The 20,598-nt window shown below is 44.2% G+C and carries 21 protein-coding genes; all 21 read right to left on the bottom strand.

Features of this window, described 5'->3' with window-relative positions; genetic code table 11:
- Positions 1–6: 6 nt before the first annotated feature.
- The 21 genes from mltG to EIH25_RS03910 all read right to left on the bottom strand — a co-directional run bounded on the left by mltG (position 7) and on the right by EIH25_RS03910 (position 20,598).
- On the bottom strand, positions 7–1,449 hold the full coding sequence (mltG, locus tag EIH25_RS04010) for an endolytic transglycosylase MltG (protein ID WP_243113081.1): 1,443 nt from the start codon (positions 1,447–1,449) through the stop codon (positions 7–9).
- Positions 1,442–2,041, bottom strand: a complete 600-nt coding sequence (locus EIH25_RS04005; RefSeq protein WP_124099682.1) for a 5-formyltetrahydrofolate cyclo-ligase — start codon at positions 2,039–2,041, stop codon at positions 1,442–1,444. The genes mltG and EIH25_RS04005 overlap by 8 nt, the downstream gene beginning before the upstream one ends.
- Positions 2,041–2,583: a DJ-1 family glyoxalase III gene (locus EIH25_RS04000; RefSeq protein WP_124098792.1), complete on the bottom strand. Its 543-nt coding sequence runs from the start codon at positions 2,581–2,583 to the stop codon at positions 2,041–2,043. The genes EIH25_RS04005 and EIH25_RS04000 overlap by 1 nt, the downstream gene beginning before the upstream one ends.
- 76 nt (positions 2,584–2,659) lie before the next feature.
- Entirely contained in the window at positions 2,660–3,565 is a 906-nt protein-coding gene (locus EIH25_RS03995) for a phosphatidylglycerol lysyltransferase domain-containing protein (protein ID WP_124098790.1), read from the bottom strand.
- A 35-nt stretch (positions 3,566–3,600) separates the two neighbouring features.
- The gene (locus EIH25_RS03990; protein WP_124098788.1) at positions 3,601–4,281 is read right to left on the bottom strand and encodes a thymidylate kinase; all 681 of its coding nucleotides are present in this window, start codon (positions 4,279–4,281) and stop codon (positions 3,601–3,603) included.
- Positions 4,271–5,044, bottom strand: a complete 774-nt coding sequence (gene thyX, locus EIH25_RS03985; protein ID WP_124098786.1) for an FAD-dependent thymidylate synthase — start codon at positions 5,042–5,044, stop codon at positions 4,271–4,273. Before thyX ends, EIH25_RS03990 begins: the two co-directional genes overlap by 11 nt.
- 178 nt (positions 5,045–5,222) lie before the next feature.
- Positions 5,223–6,053 (bottom strand): hypothetical protein, encoded by an 831-nt coding sequence (locus tag EIH25_RS03980; protein ID WP_206425680.1) that lies wholly within the window; start codon positions 6,051–6,053, stop codon positions 5,223–5,225.
- A gap of 160 nt (positions 6,054–6,213) precedes the next feature.
- The gene (gene hisE, locus EIH25_RS03975; RefSeq protein WP_124098784.1) at positions 6,214–6,552 is read right to left on the bottom strand and encodes a phosphoribosyl-ATP diphosphatase; all 339 of its coding nucleotides are present in this window, start codon (positions 6,550–6,552) and stop codon (positions 6,214–6,216) included.
- 1 nt (position 6,553) lies between these two features.
- Positions 6,554–6,904, bottom strand: coding sequence for a phosphoribosyl-AMP cyclohydrolase (hisI, locus tag EIH25_RS03970; protein ID WP_124098782.1), 351 nt, complete (start codon positions 6,902–6,904; stop codon positions 6,554–6,556).
- A gap of 30 nt (positions 6,905–6,934) precedes the next feature.
- Positions 6,935–7,987: a YeiH family protein gene (locus EIH25_RS03965; protein ID WP_124098781.1), complete on the bottom strand. Its 1,053-nt coding sequence runs from the start codon at positions 7,985–7,987 to the stop codon at positions 6,935–6,937.
- Between the two features lie 54 nt (positions 7,988–8,041).
- Positions 8,042–8,428 (bottom strand): hypothetical protein, encoded by a 387-nt coding sequence (locus EIH25_RS03960; protein WP_124098779.1) that lies wholly within the window; start codon positions 8,426–8,428, stop codon positions 8,042–8,044.
- A gap of 1 nt (position 8,429) precedes the next feature.
- Positions 8,430–9,185 (bottom strand): imidazole glycerol phosphate synthase subunit HisF, encoded by a 756-nt coding sequence (gene hisF, locus EIH25_RS03955; protein WP_124098777.1) that lies wholly within the window; start codon positions 9,183–9,185, stop codon positions 8,430–8,432.
- Position 9,186: 1 nt separating this feature from the next.
- On the bottom strand, positions 9,187–9,801 hold the full coding sequence (hisH, locus tag EIH25_RS03950) for an imidazole glycerol phosphate synthase subunit HisH (RefSeq protein ID WP_124098775.1): 615 nt from the start codon (positions 9,799–9,801) through the stop codon (positions 9,187–9,189).
- Positions 9,802–10,380, bottom strand: a complete 579-nt coding sequence (gene hisB, locus EIH25_RS03945; protein ID WP_124098773.1) for an imidazoleglycerol-phosphate dehydratase HisB — start codon at positions 10,378–10,380, stop codon at positions 9,802–9,804.
- 39 nt (positions 10,381–10,419) lie between these two features.
- Positions 10,420–10,830 (bottom strand): hypothetical protein, encoded by a 411-nt coding sequence (locus EIH25_RS03940; RefSeq protein ID WP_124098771.1) that lies wholly within the window; start codon positions 10,828–10,830, stop codon positions 10,420–10,422.
- Between the two features lie 88 nt (positions 10,831–10,918).
- A complete protein-coding gene (locus tag EIH25_RS03935; protein ID WP_124098769.1) occupies positions 10,919–12,385 on the bottom strand; it encodes a DUF1963 domain-containing protein in 1,467 nt (488 codons plus the stop codon).
- 26 nt (positions 12,386–12,411) lie between these two features.
- Entirely contained in the window at positions 12,412–13,701 is a 1,290-nt protein-coding gene (hisD, locus tag EIH25_RS03930) for a histidinol dehydrogenase (protein ID WP_124098767.1), read from the bottom strand.
- A gap of 21 nt (positions 13,702–13,722) precedes the next feature.
- Positions 13,723–14,115 (bottom strand): hypothetical protein, encoded by a 393-nt coding sequence (locus tag EIH25_RS03925; protein WP_124098765.1) that lies wholly within the window; start codon positions 14,113–14,115, stop codon positions 13,723–13,725.
- Positions 14,116–14,128: 13 nt separating this feature from the next.
- On the bottom strand, positions 14,129–14,758 hold the full coding sequence (gene hisG, locus EIH25_RS03920) for an ATP phosphoribosyltransferase (RefSeq protein ID WP_124098763.1): 630 nt from the start codon (positions 14,756–14,758) through the stop codon (positions 14,129–14,131).
- Positions 14,759–14,779: 21 nt separating this feature from the next.
- Positions 14,780–15,979, bottom strand: coding sequence for an ATP phosphoribosyltransferase regulatory subunit (gene hisZ, locus EIH25_RS03915; protein ID WP_124098760.1), 1,200 nt, complete (start codon positions 15,977–15,979; stop codon positions 14,780–14,782).
- Positions 15,980–16,113: 134 nt separating this feature from the next.
- A complete protein-coding gene (locus tag EIH25_RS03910; protein WP_124098758.1) occupies positions 16,114–20,598 on the bottom strand; it encodes a PolC-type DNA polymerase III in 4,485 nt (1,494 codons plus the stop codon).

The following is a 20,598-nucleotide window of genomic DNA, read 5'->3' as shown; positions in this document are numbered from 1 at the left end:
CTTTAATTAAGCCAGTCCGGCTTTTTTAAGATTTTCCTCGTGTTCCTCCAAGGTTTCCGCAAAGAAGCTTTCGCCGGTTTCAAGGTTGTTGCAGAAGTAATAGTAGTTGGTATCCTCGGGATTGAGTACGGCGTTTATAGCGTCAAGTCCCGGATTACATACGGGACCCGCAGGAAGTCCCTGACATTCATATGTGTCGTAGCTGTCAGAGAAATGGTCTATAGAAGCGTCGTTATCAGCCTTTACAACAATAACCTTTTCTATGTAATTCTTTGTCGCGTCAGACTGAAGTGACGGAAATGTGTCGCTGTCGTCTAGTCTGTTCAGAAAAACTGAAGCGACCTTAGGCATATCCTCTGCTGAATTTGCTTCCCACTGAATGATTGAAGCCAGAGTCATTACCTCGCTGAGAGTAAGATTTTTCTCTTCCATCTGTTCGTACATTTTATCTGTGATCTTGTCCTCGAAATGCTCTCTGATAATCCTCGTAACATTATAGGCGGAATCGCCCACATAAAATTCATAAGTATCAGGGAAGAAAAAGCCTTCCATTCTGTAAAAAGCATCCTCATTCTCAGTAATCTTATCCTCAAAGCTGAAATCCTGTTTCTTATTGAATTCAAAAAGGAAATCATCAGCCGAGCATACTCCGTTTTCCTGAAGAAGATTTGCAGCGTCAAGCAAAGTCAGACCTTCCTGGAAAGTTACGGTCACGGTTTCATACGATTCGCGCATTGTCGCCAGCTCGTCTATAACGGCGGCATATCCCATAGACGGATGCAAGGTAATATCTCCGGGATAAATCGTAGGCGAGCTTTTAAGCCTCATAGCTATTTTAAAAAGCGTTTTATTTTTTATTATCTGATTATCGACAAGTATCTGTGCTATATCGTCAGTAGTTGAATTTTTAGGTATGTTGAAAGTAACTTCGTTTTCGCTTTTGCCCATTCCCGTATATTCCATGCCAAGGGAAATTCCGCCAATCGCTATAACCAATGAAACGGTAAGAATTATTATGACTATAATCAAGCCGCTGAATATAGAAGTATTGAACTGATTTTTCTTTTTTCTCTTTTTCTTTTTATGTACGTTTTTCTTATCAGATCTTTTCGGAATTTCGTCAACAGGCTTTCCGGATTTAACCTCAGTCGGCTGTTCAGGCGTATCGGTATTGATTTCAGGTTTTACAGTATCGTTCTGATTTTCAGATGATTCTGTATTCTCGTTCAGATCAACGCTTTCGGAAATTTCATTAATGCTTTCATCCTGCTGATCATCAGACGACGCGTTTTCATCAATATCCGGCTCCATAAGCGCGTCTTGCCTATCTGAATCCTTATCTTCAGCAGAAATACCATTTTTTTTCAGCTCATCGGCAGACGCCTTTTCAAGCTTTTTGGCATTGACGTCGTTAATTATATCGTCAACGCTGAAATCTTTTTTATCCATTTTGCTTATCAGTCCTCTCATAATTTGAAAATCTAATTATTTTTGTTTCCGTTACAAGAATACTCACCGGCATATCATGAGCTAGCCCCGGCAATTGGTCACTAATGCAGCTATCATAGCAGAGCCCTATGGAGATACCCCGGAACTGCGGCAAAAAACGATCATAAAAGCCTTTTCCGAATCCGAGCCTATAGCCTTTCGCGTCATATGAAAGCGCCGGTACAAGACATATCTGACTTTGCGATTCTTTTAATTCCTCACAGTGTTTTTTAGGCTCGCGTATTCCGAAATATCCTGCTTCAAGATCGTCAAATCCCGTTATTCTATAAAACCGCATGATATTAGTGTTTCTGACGCATCTGGGTGCATACACTGACTTTCCTTGATCAAAAGAATAGCTTATTATTTTTTCCGTATCAACTTCAATGTCTGACGATACATAAGTTAAAATATCGCCAGCCGAAGCAAATTCAGGTATGCCAACAAGCTTGCTGAATATCCTGCTGTCCTTTGAATTCTTTTCAGCATGGGTCATTTTGCCCCGGATATTTTTAAAATAAACGCGTAATGCGCTTTTATCGGCCAAATCCATTATCTGCATTGTAATGTAGCCTCTAGCTGTTCAGCTTTTGCTTTAGAAAACATTGCCTCGACAAGCTTCAATGCGAAAGCAATGGCCGCTCCAGCGCCTTTGGCGGTAATATACGTTCCGTCGACGGTTACAAGCTGCGAAGTTACCTTCGCGTCGGCAAGCTGACTTTCAAAGCCGGGAAAACAAGTAGCGTATCTTCCGTTTAAAAGCCCTTTATGACCAAGTATTTTCGGCGCGGCGCATATTGCTCCTATGAGCTTGTCTGATTCCGAGCAATAATCTATAGCCGCCTGAACCTCCGGACAGTTTTCAAGGTTATCCGCTCCCGGCATACCGCCTGGGAGAACGATCATTTCAAGCTCGTTATTAAGCTTGATTTCCTTTACTGTTATATCTGCAATAAATTTTACTCCGTGAGCCGCAGTTACTTCCCTAGAACCTATGCCGACAGTTTTAACCTCGGCGCCTGCGCGTCTTAAAATATCTATAGGAGCGATTGCTTCAAGCTCTTCAAATCCGTCAGCCAAAAAGACATATACCATGATAAAACTTCCTTCCAAAAGAAATATAGATCTGCTGAAATTTATTCTGACAATATAGCTTTTCAAACCAAAACCTCTAACGGAAAGTAACCGTATACTTTTCATGGAGAAAAGCGGGATGATAGGAAAGCTTGGATTTTCTGAGCCCTTCTATTCCCAGATCCTCTTCCCTGTTGATATATTTGAAATTGCCGGCATATCTGCACGCAAATTCATTGCATATTGCAGGATACGCGCCCTGAACCTCGCTCAAGGCTTTTTCTATATGAACCACAAAGGTATCAGAATTAAGCTGTTCCCCGATCGTAAAACCTACCGTTTTACCGTTTGACCTGAGCAATCCGCCTTTAAGCCCGAGATAATCAAAGCTGCTGAAAAACGTATGGATGGCGTATTGTTCAACGACAGCTGAAAAATCGTCATAGCCTTTGTTTACATTATATGTTTGCGCAGCAAAGGCGGTACATTCATCAAAATTATCAGATGTCAAAGGCTCAAAGCTCCACTCGTTGTCCTTAAAACGTTTTATATGGTTTCTTTTGCCATGATATTTTTTCCCTTTAAGCTCTATCAGATCCTGAGCGTTGTATATATAGTCAAAGCTGTCGCGGTTTGCCTCAACGCTTATTTTATCTTTATAGTATTCATTCATCCATTCAAGATTCTGACTGTTTACCGAGCTGATCTTAAAAGAATAGCCCTGAGATTCAACAAAACGCTTCAGCTTGGAAAACAAATCAAGGTACTTTTCTATGCCGGCCCCGTCGCATCCAACTCCTGTCGGAAAAGTTATAACAGGCTGTTTGCCGTCAAAGGAGCAGCTTATATAAAAATCCTTATATGAAGCTATAAGCGTATTGCTGAGTCTTCTCCATGCAAGATTGTTGGCAAAGGAGTATTCACAGCCCCTGAAATCTGAAATTTTAAGACAGCCGTTGATCCAATCCCGGTCTGATAACTGTATTTCTCTGAAATCAAACATAAATTTTCACTTTTCTTTCAATAAAGGGCTTTATTTCAGCCCTTTACGGATAATGTACTTAACAGCTCAAGTATTCTTTCAGTTATTTCATTTACAGTCAGCGGCTTATCTCCGTCGCTGCATTTAACTATCTTCCACCCGAGCCTGTCCGCGGAATAAAGCGCCGCTTCTCTGCACTTTTTCAAAAAACCGACGTCCGCCTCATGTATATCTTTTTTATGCTCGTCGCCGCTGTACCTTTCCGTCATAAGCCTTTGAGAGATTTCAACATTCATATCCAGAAAAATAACCATATCCGGCTCAGGAAGCTCAAGCCTGCCGTACTCATACTCGCAGAGCCAGTCAATATATTCCTTCCAGCAGTTTCGTTCAAGCTTTACCATCTGATAAATGCAGTTTGAAGTTGTATATCTGGCGGCTAAAATACAGACGCCGTCGTTATAGTCCTTTTCCCAGAAGCTTTTATAGCTGGCGTATCTGTCTACGGCGTAAAAGCTTGACGCTGCATATGCGTTTACGCTTTGCGCGTCCGTACCGAATTCGCCGTTCAGGTACATTTTGACCAGCGCCGACGACGGCTGATCATAATCCGGAAAGCTGATCGGTTTTATTTTAACACCCTTTGACTTAAAATATTCCGTAATAAGCCTGAACTGAGTGGTCTTGCCGCTGCCGTCCAAGCCTTCCAATACTATAAGCCGCTTATTATTCTGCATTTTTCAGTTCCTCGTAATACCTGCGGACTTCATTGATTTTTCCGCAGGTCATTTTACCTTCACAGCATTTTCCGTCTTTTACGCAGGCAGGGCCGGCATTTTTAAATAATGTCGGAGCGACCTGACAGCACAGTCTGAGCATTTCAGCGGCTACGCTTCTGATCTCCCACTGCGCCCGGTTGCAGCATCTCTGCTTAAAGAAATTATATAGGCTGCGCGCGTTCATTGTTACTACCATTTTTGTATTCGCCGCGTTGGGAAGAACAAATCTGGCGTCCTCAATTGCCTTTTTCTGAGCCTTATGCTTAGCCGTTTTCTCATCGCAGCCTTCGGATATAAAGGTTTCAAAATGCTTTTTCTTGAGAATATCCGCAAGCTTATTATAGCTGTCTATCGCCGAATCCATCTGCTGATTGAAAATTTTCAAAGCGGTTTCATCTGAACTGATTTCCGGAGGAGTAACAAACTGAAAATTAGTCACTTCCACATATCTCTGACTCTGTACGGAAAATGAAGCTATTCTGTGCCTTGTCATCTCTGCAAGAAATGAACGTGAAACTCCTTCTATACCAAAAGTAAAGGAGATGTGCTCAATAGGGCTTTCGTGTCCGAGTGAAGCCAGCATTTCTATAAAGCTATGTATTTTATCGTCTGTAAGCCCGTCCATAAGAGTATCTATATCGCTGTTGGCGTAGCAGAGCTTTGCCGCGGTAGCAATGATCTTCTCAGGATCGGGAGTATGCGTTATCAGCGTAACCTTCATTTCCGTAATCCTCCGTTTTATTGCAATATACATTCCAATATGCTTATTATATCATTATTCTCACGTTTAGTCAATAAAAACAGCAGCGCTTTTTACGGTTTTTGTACAGCGCCGCGGCAGATATCAGGCAAAGCTAAGAAAAAAACGCATGAAATTAATCATGCGTCTGAAAATTCTGTTAAGACTGATTTGATTCAGCTTCGTTTTCTTCTTTGGCTTCAGTAGAAAAGTTTCCGCAGTATGCTCCGGGCATTTCGTCGCTTTCAAGACTCTTCGGGAAAAATTCGCTTGTGGGGAATTTGATTTTCTCAAAAAGCTCGCAGGGACTGTCTGTATTGGTTGAACATTCCTTCTGAGGAACACAGTAGTCATAAGCCGGAATAAGTATAGGAACGGCTCTTTGAAGCTGTACGATCGCAAACATTCCTATTGTCACAAGCACCTGCTTTCCACAGCCCTGCGCTGAAGCGCTGTCCGCGTCGTCAGACGCTGAGGAGCAGGAACAGGTTGAGCATGGCGAGCATCTGTTAATCAGCTTGGTATCCAGACAGATCGGATCTACAACGCTTACTGTCGCCCGCGGAAGATTGGTGTAGCAGCAGCCGTTTATCACAGGCTGTGAAGCTTCGTCTGAATTGAAATGCTTAGTGTTTCCGTCGCTGCCGAAAAGAATGACTTTCTTATTGAAAGTGGTTATGCCGCTGACAAAGCAAGGATTCTGCGACGGATCCGAATACACCTCAAAGTCCACCTTAAAAGTATAGGTCAGATCCACTGTAAAGAAGCCCTTGTTGAAAGGCACCGGATCAATCTGAAATGTCGTGTTTATCACCTCAACGCATTTGCATTTGATGAATTTAGCGCAATTTATACGCGCCTGATCGGACTGGGAACTGAAGCTTATCTCCAGATCCTCAAGGCAGTCCTGAGAGGAGCAGGAATCAAACACCCTCATTGCCTCGATGCACACCGCTTCCTTAAAGCAGCCGTTCTGTTTTAATTCGCTCATAATAAATCCTCCTGACATAGTAATGTAAAATGAAGCTTTTTCCTAAAGTAATATGTTTTTTACTTCCCTACATCATATTCAGTTTTATCCTGTTGTGTGACGGATTTTTTATGAAAATAAAAGAAAAAGCCTGAAACACAGTTCAGGCTGGCGTAAATCTTCAGGTGTTCTTATCGACCTCATGAAATGTTTTAAGGTTTCCTATCTTCTCGTTTCGCTCGCCGAGGACCCTTTCGACGTCAGACCAGTCCAGTCCCTGATTTGCGGCGAGAACCATTACATGGTAAAGCAGATCGTTGATCTCATTCATAAGCTCGTCGTTATCGCCGTTTTTGGCGGCAATAATTGTTTCAGCAGCTTCCTCGCCAACTTTTTTGCAGATTTTATCCACTCCCTTTTCAAACAGGTAGCAGGTATAGGAATTTTCCTGTGCCGTTCCGTTTTCAAAAGCCTCCTTACGAGCCTTTATTACTTCAAAAATTTCCTGATAAACCGTCATTTTAATTCTCCTCATTATAAATCTCATTGAAAAAGCAGCTGTATGAACCTGTATGACAGGCAGTACCCGTCTGCTTCACATTCAAAAGCAGCGTATCATTATCGCAATCAGCGTAAATTGAAACGACCTTTTGCAGGTGGCCGCTTGTCGCTCCCTTGTTCCAAAGCTCCTGCCTTGATCGGCTCCAGTACCAGGTATAGCCCGTTTCAAGGGTTTTTTTCAGGCTTTCCTTATTCATATAAGCCAGCATAAGTACAGTTTTTGTGTCAGCGTCAAAGGCTATTGCCGGTATTAATTCACACTTGACAAAATATTTGTCAAGGTCGTTAATGTCGATTTTAATGCTTTCCATAAATTACTCCTTAACAAAACAGCGGTATGCTTACCATACGCCTATTATATGCTGCATTCCAAGACTTGCAGCGGCTATGGCCACCCAGCAGCAAAAGCCCATAAATATAGGCTTTCCGCCCGTTTTCACAAGCTTTACGATATTCGTATTAATTCCGATCGCAGACATAGCCATTATGATAAAGAATTTGCTCAAGTCCTTCAAAAAGCCGAATATGCTGTTTGCCGTATCAAGCGCAGCGGAATTTCCTTCAAAAGCCGACATGACAACAGTTGTAATCACAGAAGCAATCACAAAGTATACAATGAACATAGGGAATATCTTTTTCAGACTTACTTTTCTGCCGGATTCGTCAGCCGCTTTATTTTTTTCGCTTCTCATTCTTACAAAAGCAAGCACAAGCGTAATCGGTATAATCGCCAGCGTTCTTGTAAGCTTGACTATTGTTGCGGTATCCAGAGTATTGCTGTTATGTATCCCGTCCCATGCCGACGCCGCGGCAGTTACGGACGAGGTGTCGTTTACGGCTGTTCCCGCGAAAAGCCCGAAGCCTTCATTCGTCAGACCCAGCGCTCCGCCGAGAGTAGGGAAAATCAAAGCGGCTATAACATTGAATAAAAATATTACGGAAATCGACTGTGCTATCTCCTCATCGTCGGCGTCAATAACCGGAGCGGTCGCCGCTATTGCAGAACCTCCGCAGATACTTGAGCCTACTCCTATAAGAGTAGATATTTTCGACGGGATCTTCATCAGCTTATGCAATGCAAACGCGACTATAAGCGACGTAGCTATAGTAGATACAATCACAGGCAAAGACTGTTTTCCGATTCTAAGGATAGTGCTGAGATTAAGACCAAAGCCCAGAAGTATAACGGCGTATTGCAGAACTTTTTTTGATGTAAAGGTTATTCCTGACTGAATGCTGCTTTTATCTTTGATAAAGAGCGTTAATATCATACCGGCTATGATGGCGAAAACCGGCCCTCCGACTACGGGAACAAGCCTTCCAAGAAACCAGACCGGAACGGATATGCATAAACAAAGCGTTATTCCCGCCCAATTTTTCTTAATAAAACTCATTAGACCACTCCTGTCAACCAATTTATTCCTTATAAGATACGGAGCACATTATTATCACATATTCATCTCGTCTATGACCGCAACCTGATAGTCGTCTTCGTAAATAATTTTCCCAACATAATCGGTCAAAACAATATCATACGGTATCTTATATTTATCAAGCAAATCCATAAGAATTTGCGTTTTATCTTTCATATCCTCATACTTTTCGGTTTTGAAATACGTTATTGCTCCCTGAGGATTATCGTTGTTATCACCATAAAAAGGAGGCTGCGGCAAATGCTCTAAAAACCATTTGTGTGTTTCATCATAAAGCTTTGCGTCATCTTCGCTGTATAATCCGTCACGGATTTTACGCCAGTTAAGTATGAATATCCCAACGGGCTTTCCGGTTTTCCAGGCTGTTTCCCTGCCTTGGATCCGCATATATTTTTTCAGCATTTTATCTCACCAAAATCCCCTTTGACTTACAGTCCTCCTTAACCTCCTGAACCGTCAGCTCCTTAAAGTGAAAAAGGCTTGCCGCAAGCGCTGCTGAACAACCTGTTTCAATAAACGCTTCAGCGAAATCGCCAAGCTTTCCTGCACCGCCGCTTGCGATAACAGGAATTTTTACTGCCGAGCATACCGCTTTGAGCATCGGAAGATCAAAGCCTTCTCTGACTCCGTCGGTGTCGATGGAATTAAGACATATCTCCCCCGCGCCAAGCTGTTCGCATTTTTTTACCCAATCAATAAGATCTATGTGCATATCGACTCTTCCGCCGTTTATAAAGACCGTCCATTTATTGTCGGACACCTTTTTAGCGTCGATCCCCACGCATATGCACTGACATCCGAAAATATCCGCCCCATCCTTGATAAGCTGAGGATTCTGAACTGCCTGTGAATTTACGGATACCTTATCCGCGCCTGCGCGAAGCGTATCTCTTATATCGTCAACCGTCCTGATACCGCCGCCGACGGTCAGAGGAACAAATACTTTTTTCGCGGTTTCTCGGACAACGTCCAGCATAACTCCCCTGCCCTCATGGGAAGCTGTGATGTCATAGAATACTATTTCGTCTGCTCCCTGCCGATTATACTCGCAGGCACATTCGACAGGATCTCCCACTTCTTTTATTCCTTCAAAATTAACGCCCTTTACAACTCTGCCGTCGCGGACGTCAAGGCAGGGAATAATTCTTTTCGCGAGCATATCACCTTACCTCCTCTGTAAACCTAACAAAGTTATCAAGCAATTTAAGACCGGTTTTTCCGCTTTTTTCGGGGTGGAACTGAGCGCCGAAAATATATTTTCCGTCAGAAACAATAGCGGGAACTCTTCCTCCGTATTCACAGTAGGCATAAAGATTTTTGTCATCGCAGAAAGCCTTATATGAATGGACAAAATAAACATATTCATCGTCGGTCAGTCCTTTGAACAGCGGACAGCTGTGATTATACGCCAGTCTGTTCCAGCCCATATGGGGAATGACCAGATCCGGTTCATTGATCCTGTCAACATATCCGGGAATAAGCCCCAGACCTCCGCATTCTCCAAATTCATAGCTTTCTTCGAACAGCAGCTGCATACCAAGACATATTCCCAGAAAAGGCTTGACCTGCGACTGTTCTCTGATAGTACCGATAAGTCCGCTCAGACTGAGCATATTCATTGCCCACGGAAAAGCGCCTACTCCGGGCAGAATTATTGAGTCTGCCCTCTCCAGATCTTCTTTTCTGTTTGTAAGTTTGTTTTCATATCCCAAGTAGTCAAGAGCATTCTTTACTGAAAAAATATTTCCCGCACCGTAGTCGATTACCGCTATCATTTAAAGCACTCCCTTTGTCGATAATACTCCGCCTCCGCTTGATCTCATTGCGTCTTTTAAAGCGTGAGCAGCCGCCTTGTATATCGCCTCGGCAATATGATGATCGTTTTTACCGTATTCCTTCCTGATGTGCAAAGTAATTCCGGAATTAAAGGCGAAAGCTCTGAAAAATTCCTCTGTAAGGCAGGTGTCGTAGCTGCCGATCCTTTCGTCATGGAATTCCGCGTCAAATGCAAGAAACGACCTGCCGCTTATATCAAGCGCGCAAAAAGCCAACGCTTCGTCCATAGGAATAAAGGCGGAGCCGTAGCGCATGATTCCTCCCTTGTCGCCAAGCGCCTTTGCAAACGCCGTTCCTATGCATATTCCAACGTCCTCAACCGTATGATGTCCGTCAACGTGCAGATCTCCTGTGCAGGTAACCTGCAAATCTATTCCGCTGTGCACGCCGAAAGAGGTAAGCATATGGTCAAAAAAGCCTATTCCCGTATCAACGCTTACCTTACCCTCGCCGTCGAGGTTCACAAAAACCTCAATGTCGGTTTCCTTGGTTTTTCTTTTAATTTCAGCAGTTCTCATTTTTTATCACCTGTTGTTTAATTATCTTTGTACTGCATATCACTGAAAGCTCAGCAGATTGTTCATAATTTCCGAAAAAGCTTTTCCGTCATTCTTCTTAAAATAAAATCTAAATCCGTCCATAGTTTCGGAAAGATTTTCGCCGAATGAAATAGTTTTGTTAATCATAATCACATGATAATGCTCCTTGAAAATCAGAACCCCCTTGTTGATTTCCTCATAGCTTACAATATCATCGGCAATATCTACAGTCCACACTCCGACGCCGTTGTTTGCGATAATTCTTTTGTTTGTCATTGTAAGCCTTGAATTATCGCCTCCAAGCATTCTGCCGGGAGCAGTGCCGAAAAGCGGCAGCTTTGCAGTAAAAACAACTCTCTCATTCTCGTCAAGCTCTACATTGAATTTATTCTTCACCTCAGGAAGATTATCTAAATAAGCTGTATACATATAGACCTCCTAAAATCTCGCCTTAACAGCGTTTGCGTGAGCGGTCAGACCCTCTTTTTCTGCAATAAGCTTAGCCTGTTTCCTGCTTTCATTTTCTTTCAAGTGCGTGATTTAATGCGTCCGCACTTATATTCCATGTAATCTCTCCATCTTCGCCTGTTTCAACGCCTCTTTCACCATAGCTGTCACTGTCTGAAATAAGCGTTATTGCCAAATCGCCGTTCTCACTGCTGATTACGCCAATCCATAAATCGCCGGAACGACTGCACCCAACAAATTCTGCTAATTCACTGAATAACAAATCCTCGGATAAGGTTATCCCAAGCTCATTCGCCGCCTGATTCATGAGGTCACTTGCTTCATTATGATCATAAAACACCGTCTTTTCCATATACATTTTTATCGGAATCTCGCCCCATGCATAAACATATAATTCTTCGTAAAAAGCGTCATCAAAGCTATATGGCATTTTTATCGGAGCATCAGGTGTGTTGTAGTACACAAGCGCATTATATTCATCGTACCACCCGGAAACAAAAAGCTGCAATATTCCCTCCCTTGGCAGCGGCAATTCATCGTTTTTAGGCAAATCAGCCAAATTCAGCTGCAAAATCGGATAAAGTTTAATATCGCCTTTATGGTCATATGTGGCACACGGATATTTTGTCCGCCGGTCAAAATACAGCTCGCCGCCTATCTTGCTCTCGTAAACACTAAGCGGCTCAGTCCGCTCATAATCGGGCGTTAAAATCAAAACCATGGGCGAATTTGCGAGAATCCGCTCAAACAAAGCCTTTGCCTGTTCAATCGGCGGAAACTGCGGGGTTCGCCTTATTATCAAATCTGAATTTTTCTTGCTGCCCACAAAGCCTCTCACTACAAGCCAAGCGCCTGCCGCCTGAAACGGCAGAAAAACCACCATTAGCGCAATTGCGCCATATAGCGGTATAACAGGCTCGTCATTACGGCTGACAAACACCCCGGCCGAAAGCAATGTGGTGAAACACGCAAAAGCCGCGCCAAAAACAATCATCAAGATATCACGCCATCGCATTGGGTGCTTTCTGTACACATGAACAATGAGTAAAACGCCTATCGCTATGGACACAATACATAAGATAATCTGTGCAATGTCAAGTATATCGATTTTATTCATGCTTGCATAAGCAGGAAAACAGTAAAGCAAAAGTGCATGAAACACTATCAGCGGAATCGCTAAAAGCGTACCTATTATCCTGCCGACTATTCCCACACGCTTTACACGCAGCTTCCTTTCGCACAGCCTGTTGTAGTCCGATATTTTCAGAAAAAAACCATCCGGCATTTTATCCAATGATATTTTCCCCTTGGCAAGCCATCTGAAAAAGGAATAACCCTCGTCGAATTCCGAAACAATATGTTCATATATCTTTGAACCGTAATATATAGTTATTAGCTGTTCCGTATAGGTTATCCGATATATGGGCTTTTCATAAACTAAAGTATCACTGCCATCATCGTATGAAACCTGCGGATACTTTTGCAGTCTCAATGCAATGTCATATATTCTGTTCATTTTTCTCTCCTATAAAAGAAATACAGTCAGAATCTCACCTTAACAGCGTTTGCGTGAGCGGTCAGACCCTCTTTTTCGGCAATAAGCACAATATCGTCCTTAGCCTCACTGAGCGCCTCCTCAGTATAGTAAATAAAGCTTGAACGTTTTTCAAAGCTGTTGACGCCGAGAGGCGAGAAAAACCTCGCCGTTCCGCTTGTGGGAAGAACATGGTTGGGACCTGCATAGTAATCCCCCAGCGGTTCGGGAGCATACTGACCCAGGAAAACCGAACCGGCATTGTCGAGCCTGCCCAGATACTCCATGGGATTTTCAAACAGAACCTCCAGGTGCTCGGGTGCAAGACGGTTTGCAATATCGCAGGCCTGCTCCTTAGTATCGCAGATAATAATCGCGCCGTAATCCGAAAGCGACGCTTCAATGATTTCCTTCCTCAAAAGGTCTTTCATCTGCCTTTCGATTTCCGCGATAGTAGAATCAGCCACAGATTCGCTGGTAGTCACCAGAATTGCAGAAGCAAGCTTGTCATGCTCAGCCTGTGACATGAGGTCTGCGGCTATATATTTAGGATTTGCCTTGTTGTCAGCCATAACAAGAATTTCGCTCGGTCCTGCGATCATATCAATATCAACCACGCCGTAAAGGAGCTTCTTTGCGGTAGCTACATAAATATTTCCCGGCCCTACGATCTTATCTACCTTTGGAATTTCCTCAGTGCCGTAAGCAAGCGCGGCAATAGCCTGCGCTCCTCCCGACATAAACACTCTGTCAACTCCGCAGACAGCCGCCGCAACAAGAATATCCTTGTTTGGAGTTCCGTCCCTGAGCGGAGGAGTTACCATAATAATTTCCTTGACGCCTGCAATTTTGGCGGGGATAGCATTCATCAGGACCGACGAAGGATAAGCGGCCGTACCGCCCGGAACATAAAGGCCCACTCTCTCCAGGCCCCTTACTCTCTGACCGAGAATCACGCCGTTTTCCTTGGGATTGACAAAGGACTGAGATTTCTGACGGTTATGGAAGTCTGAAATATTTTCTACCGCATTGAGCAAAGCGTCAACAAATTCAGGATCTGCTTCCGTCATAGCGTCGTTGATAACATCTCTCGGCACCTCGTAATATTCAGGCAGCTTTCCGTCAAATTTTTCGGTATACGCCTTGACCGCACTGTCGCCGTTACCGCGTACATTTTCTATTATCTCTGAAACAACCGCCGTTACCTTTTTATCTGTTTCGCCGCTGCGCCGCTCGACCTGCCTGAAAAATTCAGCCTCGTCAACTCCGTTAGCGAAAATTTTCTTTAAAACTGCCATTTTACAGACCTCCCGTTTAAATTAAAAGACAAGCTTTGGTGATTTATGTTCGTTAAGTAAAAGCTTGACATAATCTCCTTCTTTAAGACAATGCGCGCCAAATTCTTCTGCTTTCATGCATATGTCAGCGTGCTGAAATTGATTTTTTAAGTTTGGATAATATCTGTTATAAAACATAACAATCAGCGAAACGTCTGATGTGCCTTTTCTCTTGACCTCATAAATAATACCCTGTGTCACGGCGGCATTGAGCAGACCCTGAGCAGGAACATCAGGCGTTTCGATAAGAGTCTGCTTCTGATAGTCAGTCATAGAGGCTGCTCTTTCGGCATCTTTTTTTACGTCTTTTTTTGCGATGTAAAACGAAACTCCGATAAAGGCTCCGACAATGATTCCTGCAACTATATACTCCATATTCCTGTCTCCGTTACAAAGCTTTTTCAACAAGCTCCACAAAGCTCTCGATTTCCTGCTGCCTGAGTTTCATACTTACCATATTAACAATAAGCCTTGCCGATACAGGAACAATATCCTCAATAACCTCAAGTCCGTTTTCTTTCAGAGTCGTGCCGGTTTCTACAATATCAACTATCCCGTCTGCAAGCTCCAGCAGCGGCGCAAGCTCTACAGAGCCTTCTATCTTGACGATTTCAACGTCCATTCCCTTGCTCTCGAAATAATTTCTGGTGATGTTCGGATATTTTGTAGCAATGGTTTTTACGTTATATCCTCCGTAAAACTTTGAGCCCTTCTTTGCAGCGAGCGCAAATCTGCATCTGCCGAAGCCGAGATCGCAAAGCTCAAAAAATTTACCCTGCATTTCCATGATGGTATCCTTGCCCACAACGCCGATATCGCACACTCCGTGCTCGACATATGTAATAACGTCGTTGGCTTTTGCCAGAACCACCTCAAGGTTTCCGTCGGGAACAGGCAGAATAAGCTTTCTTCCCTTTTCTCTTACTGCCGTACAGTCATAGCCTATTTTCTCCAGAAGTCCTACCGTATCCTTTTCAAGTCTGCCCTTTGTAAGAGCAATTCTAAGCGGTTTATTCATTTTCTGATTCCTCCTGTGCTCTTACAGTTCAAGCTCTTTAACGTCCTCGCCGACAATAATAAGCTTCTTTATGCCCTTTGTTCTTGCGTATTCCTCGGATTCCTCCGCGGTGTTAAACAAGGAATTTTCCACGGTCAAGCCCTCTCTCACAAGCTTCTGCGCGTAAGCCACAGCTTCGACCACATAGCCCTTTTCACCGTAAACCACAGCGTCCGCCGTTTTAAGCCTTGGCGCTCCTCCGATTTTTTCAATATGCCTTGCTACATCGTCAACGTTTATTCCAAAGCCTACCGCGGGACAATCGTTCCCGAATTCTCCCAGCAGCTTGTCATATCTTCCTCCCTTTAACACAGACTGACCTACCTCTGAAAGATAGCCTTTGAACACAATGCCGGTATAATAATCCGTATGGCTTACAATTCCCAGATCGACGGAAATCCTGCCCTCATAGCCCAGATTCAAAAGACGGTTGTAAACCTCTTTCAGGTTATAAAGTATACCCGTAATTTTATCGTCCGTATAAATTTCGGCTGCCTTTTCAAACACTTCAACGCCGCCGAAAAGCCTCGGAAGCTGCTTAAGAGCGTTTGTCACCTGATTGCTTCCAACTTTATCCAGTAAATCGTTAAGAGCAGGATAATTTTTAGCGGAAATTAAAAACCTGATTTCCTCCTGAACTCCCTCGTCAACGTCAAGCTTTGCCACAAGCTCCTTGAAATAACCGATATGACCTATTTCAAGACGGAAATTTTCATTATCAAATTCCGAAAGCGACTGCGCCGCCATGCTTAACGCTTCATAGTCCGCACGCTTGGTATTTACGCCGCCTATAAGCTCTATCCCCGACTGAACGGTTTCGTCGGAATGACCCTTAAGCAGCGAATTATTTTGATAGACGGACTGATTGTAATACAGTCTTAACGGAAGCTTGGCATATTTCAGCCTTGTAGAAGCAAGTCTGGCGATCGGGATAGTTGAATCAGGTCTGAGAACTATAAGCCTGCCCTTGGAATCGGTAAGCTTGTACATATTTTCCTGCCGGAAATTTCTTGAGCTTCCGCTGAACAGATCAAAAAACTCTATTCCGGGAGTGACTACCTCGCTGTATCCGAAGCCTTTGAATATACCGGCAAGCTTTTCTTCAACTGCACGCCTTGCAATACAATCGCTGAAAAGCAGATCTCTGGTTCCCTCCGGCGTTATCAGGTCGTATCTTTTCATTTTTATAATATCCCCCTGCGTTTAAATGTCGCTTTCGCCTGCTAAAGTAATAGCATAGTAGCATAATAACATGATATCACAAACACACTAATTTGTCAATTATTTTGAGGCTTATTTTATAATTTCATCAAAATCTAAAATGAAAACAAGGAAATTTGATTAGATTTAGGCAGATCGCCGAAAGCGCCGCTTTTTTCAAGCGTTTCCACTACAGATTTACCGATACCGCTTTGCTGCTGAAATTCCTCTATTGAAATAAAGTCCTTATGCTGCGCTTTTTCGTACAGACTGACTGCCGCGTTGGCGCCGACTCCCGAAAGCGAGCAGAACGGCAGTCTGAGCTTTCCGTCCTCTATCTGATAAATCGTTGCGTGAGATTTGAAAATATCAACCGGAAGAAATTCATAGCCTCTGCAAAGCATTTCATTTATAAGCATAAGCGTGTCCAGAACGCCGTCGTCCTTCGCGGTTCTGTCCTGCTTTGATTTATTCTTCAGTTCTTCTATTCTCATCTGCACATGATGCTTGCCCTTTACAGCCGTTTCAGCCTCAAAATCCTCGCCACGAACTGTAAAGAGCGCCGCGTAGAATTCCAGCGGCTTATAAATCTTAAACCAGCACAGCTTTATTGCAGACGTAACATAAGCCGCGGCATGAGCCTTAGGAAACATATATTTGATTTTCAGGCAGCTGTCTATATACCACTCAGGAACACTATGCTCCCGCATATCCTGCTTCATTTCCTCGGTCAGCAGCTTAGGAGCGTTTCCTTTTCTTGTTATTTCCATGATCTTAAACGAAAGCTTCGGCTCAAGTCCGTGATATATCAGATAGGTCATGATACTGTCACGCGTTCCGATAACCTCGGAAATGGTGCAGGTTCCGTTATGTATAAGCTCCTGCGCGTTGCCAAGCCATACGTCGGTTCCGTGGGAAAGGCCGGAGATCTGCAAAAGATCGCTGAAATTCTTAGGCTTTGCCTCAAGAAGCATCTGGCATACGAATCCTGTGCCCATCTCCGGAATTCCCAGAGTTCCCGTTTCCCACATTATATCCTCCGGCGAAACGTCCAAAGCCTCGGGAGAAGTAAACAGCGAATATACCTTTTCATCAGACATCGGAATTTCAAGTATGTCAAGTCCCGTCATATCTTCAAGGTATTTATAGAGAGTTGGCACATCGTGTCCAAGCTCGTCAAGCTTGAGAATAGTATCGTGAAGCGAATGGAAATCAAAATGCGTCGTAACAATATCCGAATCCGCCTTTTCGGCAGGATGCTGCACCGGTGTAAAGTCGTATACCTCATAATCGCTGGGGATTACGACCATTCCGCCGGGGTGCTGTCCTGTAGTTCTTTTCACGTCCAGACAGCCGTTTATAAGCCTTTGCTCTTCGGCGGGGTGAACAGCCTTTCCCCGTTCCTCAAGATATTTTTTTACATAGCCGTAAGCGGTTTTTTCGGCTACTCCGCCGATAGTTCCCGCCTTGAACACATGGTCTGCGCCGAAAAGCTCTTCGGTATACTTATGGGCAAACGCCTGATAGTCCCCTGAGAAATTAAGGTCAATATCCGGCGCCTTATCTCCGTCGAACCCGAGAAACGTTTCAAAAGGAATATCGTGTCCGTCGCGGTGCATATCCTCCCCGCAAACCGGACATTTTTTAGGCGGCAGGTCAAAGCCTGAGCCCACCGAGCCGTCAGTAATAAACTCGCTGTGCTTGCACTTTCCGCACACATAATGAGGCATAAGAGGATTAACTTCGGAAATTCCCGACATCGACGCTACGAACGACGAGCCTACCGAGCCTCTCGAGCCAACCTGATAGCCGTGCTCGACAGAATTTGCCACCAGCTTCTGAGAGATCATGTAAAGCACCGCAAATCCGTGCTTTATAATAGATGAAAGCTCTCTGTCGAGTCTTTTGTAGACTATTTCAGGTATATGCGCTCTGAACGGCTCGTTTATGCCCTCGTCACCGTCAGGTATCTCTACGTCGTCCGGGTCGCAGTCGCCGTAAATCGAGCAGGCCTTTTTCCAGCAGATAACCTGAAGCTCACGCACCGCGCCTTCAATAAACGGCGTATACGTTCCGTAGGGAAAGGCTTTAAGATCCTTATCTATCATATCGGCAAAGTAATTTGTGTTTGTAACGACTACTTCAAAAGCCTTTTCCTTTCCGAGATAAGAAAGCTCGTCCAGCATCTGCTGAGTTGTTTTCAGATAAAGAGGAGGCTGCCTGTCGGCGTCAGTGTAGCCCTTTGAAGCCTGAAGGATCGCCCTGAACTGATAATCGCCCTTATTCATAAAATGAACGTCGCCTGTGGCGCAGACAGGAATCCCCATTTCATCGCCCAGCTCTGCCACGAACCGATTAATGTCCTTGACCTGTTCCTCGGTAGTTATATCCGTATACGGAGGACGCTCAGACGTAAGCATAAACATATTATTGCCCTGCGGCTGGATCTCAAGATAATCGTAGAAGCTTGCTATCTGCTTTATATATTCTCTTGGCTTTCCTTCAAGATAAGACTGTATCAGCTCCCCTGCCTCGCAGGCGCTTCCGACAATAAGACCCTCGCGGTGCTTTACCAGCTCTGATTTGGGTATACGGGGACGCTTCTTATAAAAATCAAGATTGGACATTGAAATAAGCTTATAGAGATTTTTCAGTCCAATATTGTTGCGCACAAGTATAATCTGATGATACGACGGCTTGTCCTTAACGTTATCCGTATCGGCAAGCAGGCTGTTAAGCATATCTACAGTAATGAACATACCTGGATACTGCTCCGTAAGCCGCCTGCAGAATCTTATAAATATTTCCGCCAGAACCTCCGCGTCATCACAGCCTCTGTGATGATTAAAATCACCCAGCCCGAAATGCTCGGCAACATAGTTAAGCTTGTGCTTTTCAAGCTGCGGAAGCATAATACGGCTCATAGGCACAGTATCTATTGACGAAAACTCATATTTTATTCCCTGACGCCTGAAAGCCTCCCTGATAAACGACGTGTCAAAATCGGCATTGTGCGCGACAAAGACAGGCCTTTCGCCGCAGAATTTCACGAATGCCTCCATAGCGGTTTTTTCATCAGCAGCGTCCTTAAGCATATCGTCGGTTATGTGCGTAAGATCCGATATAAAATCAGTAAGCTTTCTTTCGGGATTTACAAGCATATCGAAGCGTTCCGCGATCTCAAGATTCCTGAGCTTTACCGCGCCTATTTCTATGATTCTGTCGTTAGCTGCGGAGGTGCCTGTGGTTTCCAGATCAAACACTATTATCTCATCGGTAAGCCTGCGTTTATCCCAGCCCTTGTAAATATTGACGTCGTTATTTACCTCATATGCCTCAATGCCGTAAATAACCTTGAAATTTCCGCCGCCCTTTCTTATTTTCGCCGCCGCATTCATTGCGTCGGGATAGCCCTGAACAACTCCGTGATCGGTTATGGCTATAGCCTGATGTCCCCATTCAAAGGCGCGGTTTACAAGCCTGTCCGCAGAAGTAAGAGCGTCCATGCTTGACATATTGGTATGGCAGTGAAGCTCTACTCGTTTTTTCTCTGCGCTGTCAGTCGGCTGCTCACGCTTAACCAGCATTATACTGTCGGGAATAAGATTGGTTTTATGGTCATAATCGTCTATCTCGACTTTACCTGAGCAGATTATGCAGACGCCCTTTTTAAGCTTTTCAAGTATAGCCTCAAGCTCTTCCTTTGAAAGCATTTTTGACGATCTGCCCCGTTTTATTCCTCCGAGCATTTTTATAGAAAATGACGAGGTAAAATCAGTGAAATATACAATAGCAATAAGCATTCCGCTGCGTGTTTCTCTAGTGTCAACCTGAAAGACCTCTCCCCAGACCGTCACCTGGTCCTCCGTACCCTCAAGCGGTATGTTCTTCATATCCGTAACCTTCGCGTCGGAGCTGATCGGCGCGCCCTTAAGCACTAACGCGTCCTGCGCGATAAGGTGAAGTCTGGTAAAATCAACGGTGCAGGTGCGGAAATCGCTCTTCTTGCCGGACGCACCAGTATGGGAGTCGCTCGGAAATCCCTGAACCGGCGGCTGAGAATACGGCGCACTGACGGAGATATTCTGCAGAAATTCCTCCTGAGCTTTATGAAACGCTTCCTCATCGTTTTCGGTTACTCCCGTAAAAGCAATTCCCGCGTTTACCGAAAACATTTCGTATACCAGCGCGCTGAACTGCGCTTCAATTCCTGACTTTTTCAGCACCGATTCACCGCCGTGCAGAAGGTTTACAGTAAAGGTTCCGCCGTCGTATACCGCTGTCGCTCCGTCAAAAAAGCCGTTCACGACCGGACATCTGCTTTTCATAAACTTGACAAGCTCCGCGAAATAATCTGAGCCGAGCATATCAGGAGTATACTTGCATAAAATCTCAAATCTGCCTACACCGATCGCCTGAGCAAGCTTGTTTTCACATTCGCACAGCAAATCAAAGCCCTGAAGCTCATCGAACTTTACGGCAACAGACATTTTATTCTGCCGCTCGTAGAAAGTCAGCTTCAGAACTTTTCCGTCCTCCATGGATTTGGGAATAATCCCACTGTATTTTTCAAACAGACTATGTAACGTATAACTATTCAT

Origin of the sequence: Ruminococcus sp. Marseille-P6503 (assembly GCF_900604945.1) — a bacterium.
Taxonomy (GTDB): Bacteria; Bacillota; Clostridia; order Oscillospirales; family Ruminococcaceae; genus FB2012.
Note: the sequence above shows the minus strand (reverse complement) of the source record. Positions and strands in the feature narration are given on the sequence as shown.

Coding starts and splice junctions, on each gene's coding strand:
- mltG (WP_243113081.1), bottom strand. CDS start 1,449: ATGGATAAAAAAGATTTCAGCGTTGACGATATAATTAACGACGTCAAT.
- EIH25_RS04005 (WP_124099682.1), bottom strand. CDS start 2,041: ATGGATTTGGCCGATAAAAGCGCATTACGCGTTTATTTTAAAAATATC.
- EIH25_RS04000 (WP_124098792.1), bottom strand. CDS start 2,583: ATGGTATATGTCTTTTTGGCTGACGGATTTGAAGAGCTTGAAGCAATC.
- EIH25_RS03995 (WP_124098790.1), bottom strand. CDS start 3,565: ATGTTTGATTTCAGAGAAATACAGTTATCAGACCGGGATTGGATCAAC.
- EIH25_RS03990 (WP_124098788.1), bottom strand. CDS start 4,281: ATGCAGAATAATAAGCGGCTTATAGTATTGGAAGGCTTGGACGGCAGC.
- thyX (WP_124098786.1), bottom strand. CDS start 5,044: ATGAAGGTTACGCTGATAACGCATACTCCCGATCCTGAGAAGATCATT.
- EIH25_RS03980 (WP_206425680.1), bottom strand. CDS start 6,053: ATGAGCGAATTAAAACAGAACGGCTGCTTTAAGGAAGCGGTGTGCATC.
- hisE (WP_124098784.1), bottom strand. CDS start 6,552: ATGACGGTTTATCAGGAAATTTTTGAAGTAATAAAGGCTCGTAAGGAG.
- hisI (WP_124098782.1), bottom strand. CDS start 6,904: ATGGAAAGCATTAAAATCGACATTAACGACCTTGACAAATATTTTGTC.
- EIH25_RS03965 (WP_124098781.1), bottom strand. CDS start 7,987: ATGAGTTTTATTAAGAAAAATTGGGCGGGAATAACGCTTTGTTTATGC.
- EIH25_RS03960 (WP_124098779.1), bottom strand. CDS start 8,428: ATGCTGAAAAAATATATGCGGATCCAAGGCAGGGAAACAGCCTGGAAA.
- hisF (WP_124098777.1), bottom strand. CDS start 9,185: ATGCTCGCGAAAAGAATTATTCCCTGCCTTGACGTCCGCGACGGCAGA.
- hisH (WP_124098775.1), bottom strand. CDS start 9,801: ATGATAGCGGTAATCGACTACGGTGCGGGAAATATTTTTTCAGTAAAG.
- hisB (WP_124098773.1), bottom strand. CDS start 10,380: ATGAGAACTGCTGAAATTAAAAGAAAAACCAAGGAAACCGACATTGAG.
- EIH25_RS03940 (WP_124098771.1), bottom strand. CDS start 10,830: ATGTATACAGCTTATTTAGATAATCTTCCTGAGGTGAAGAATAAATTC.
- EIH25_RS03935 (WP_124098769.1), bottom strand. CDS start 12,385: ATGAACAGAATATATGACATTGCATTGAGACTGCAAAAGTATCCGCAG.
- hisD (WP_124098767.1), bottom strand. CDS start 13,701: ATGGCAGTTTTAAAGAAAATTTTCGCTAACGGAGTTGACGAGGCTGAA.
- EIH25_RS03925 (WP_124098765.1), bottom strand. CDS start 14,115: ATGGAGTATATAGTTGCAGGAATCATTGTCGGAGCCTTTATCGGAGTT.
- hisG (WP_124098763.1), bottom strand. CDS start 14,758: ATGAATAAACCGCTTAGAATTGCTCTTACAAAGGGCAGACTTGAAAAG.
- hisZ (WP_124098760.1), bottom strand. CDS start 15,979: ATGAAAAGATACGACCTGATAACGCCGGAGGGAACCAGAGATCTGCTT.
- EIH25_RS03910 (WP_124098758.1), bottom strand. CDS start 20,598: ATGAATAGTTATACGTTACATAGTCTGTTTGAAAAATACAGTGGGATT.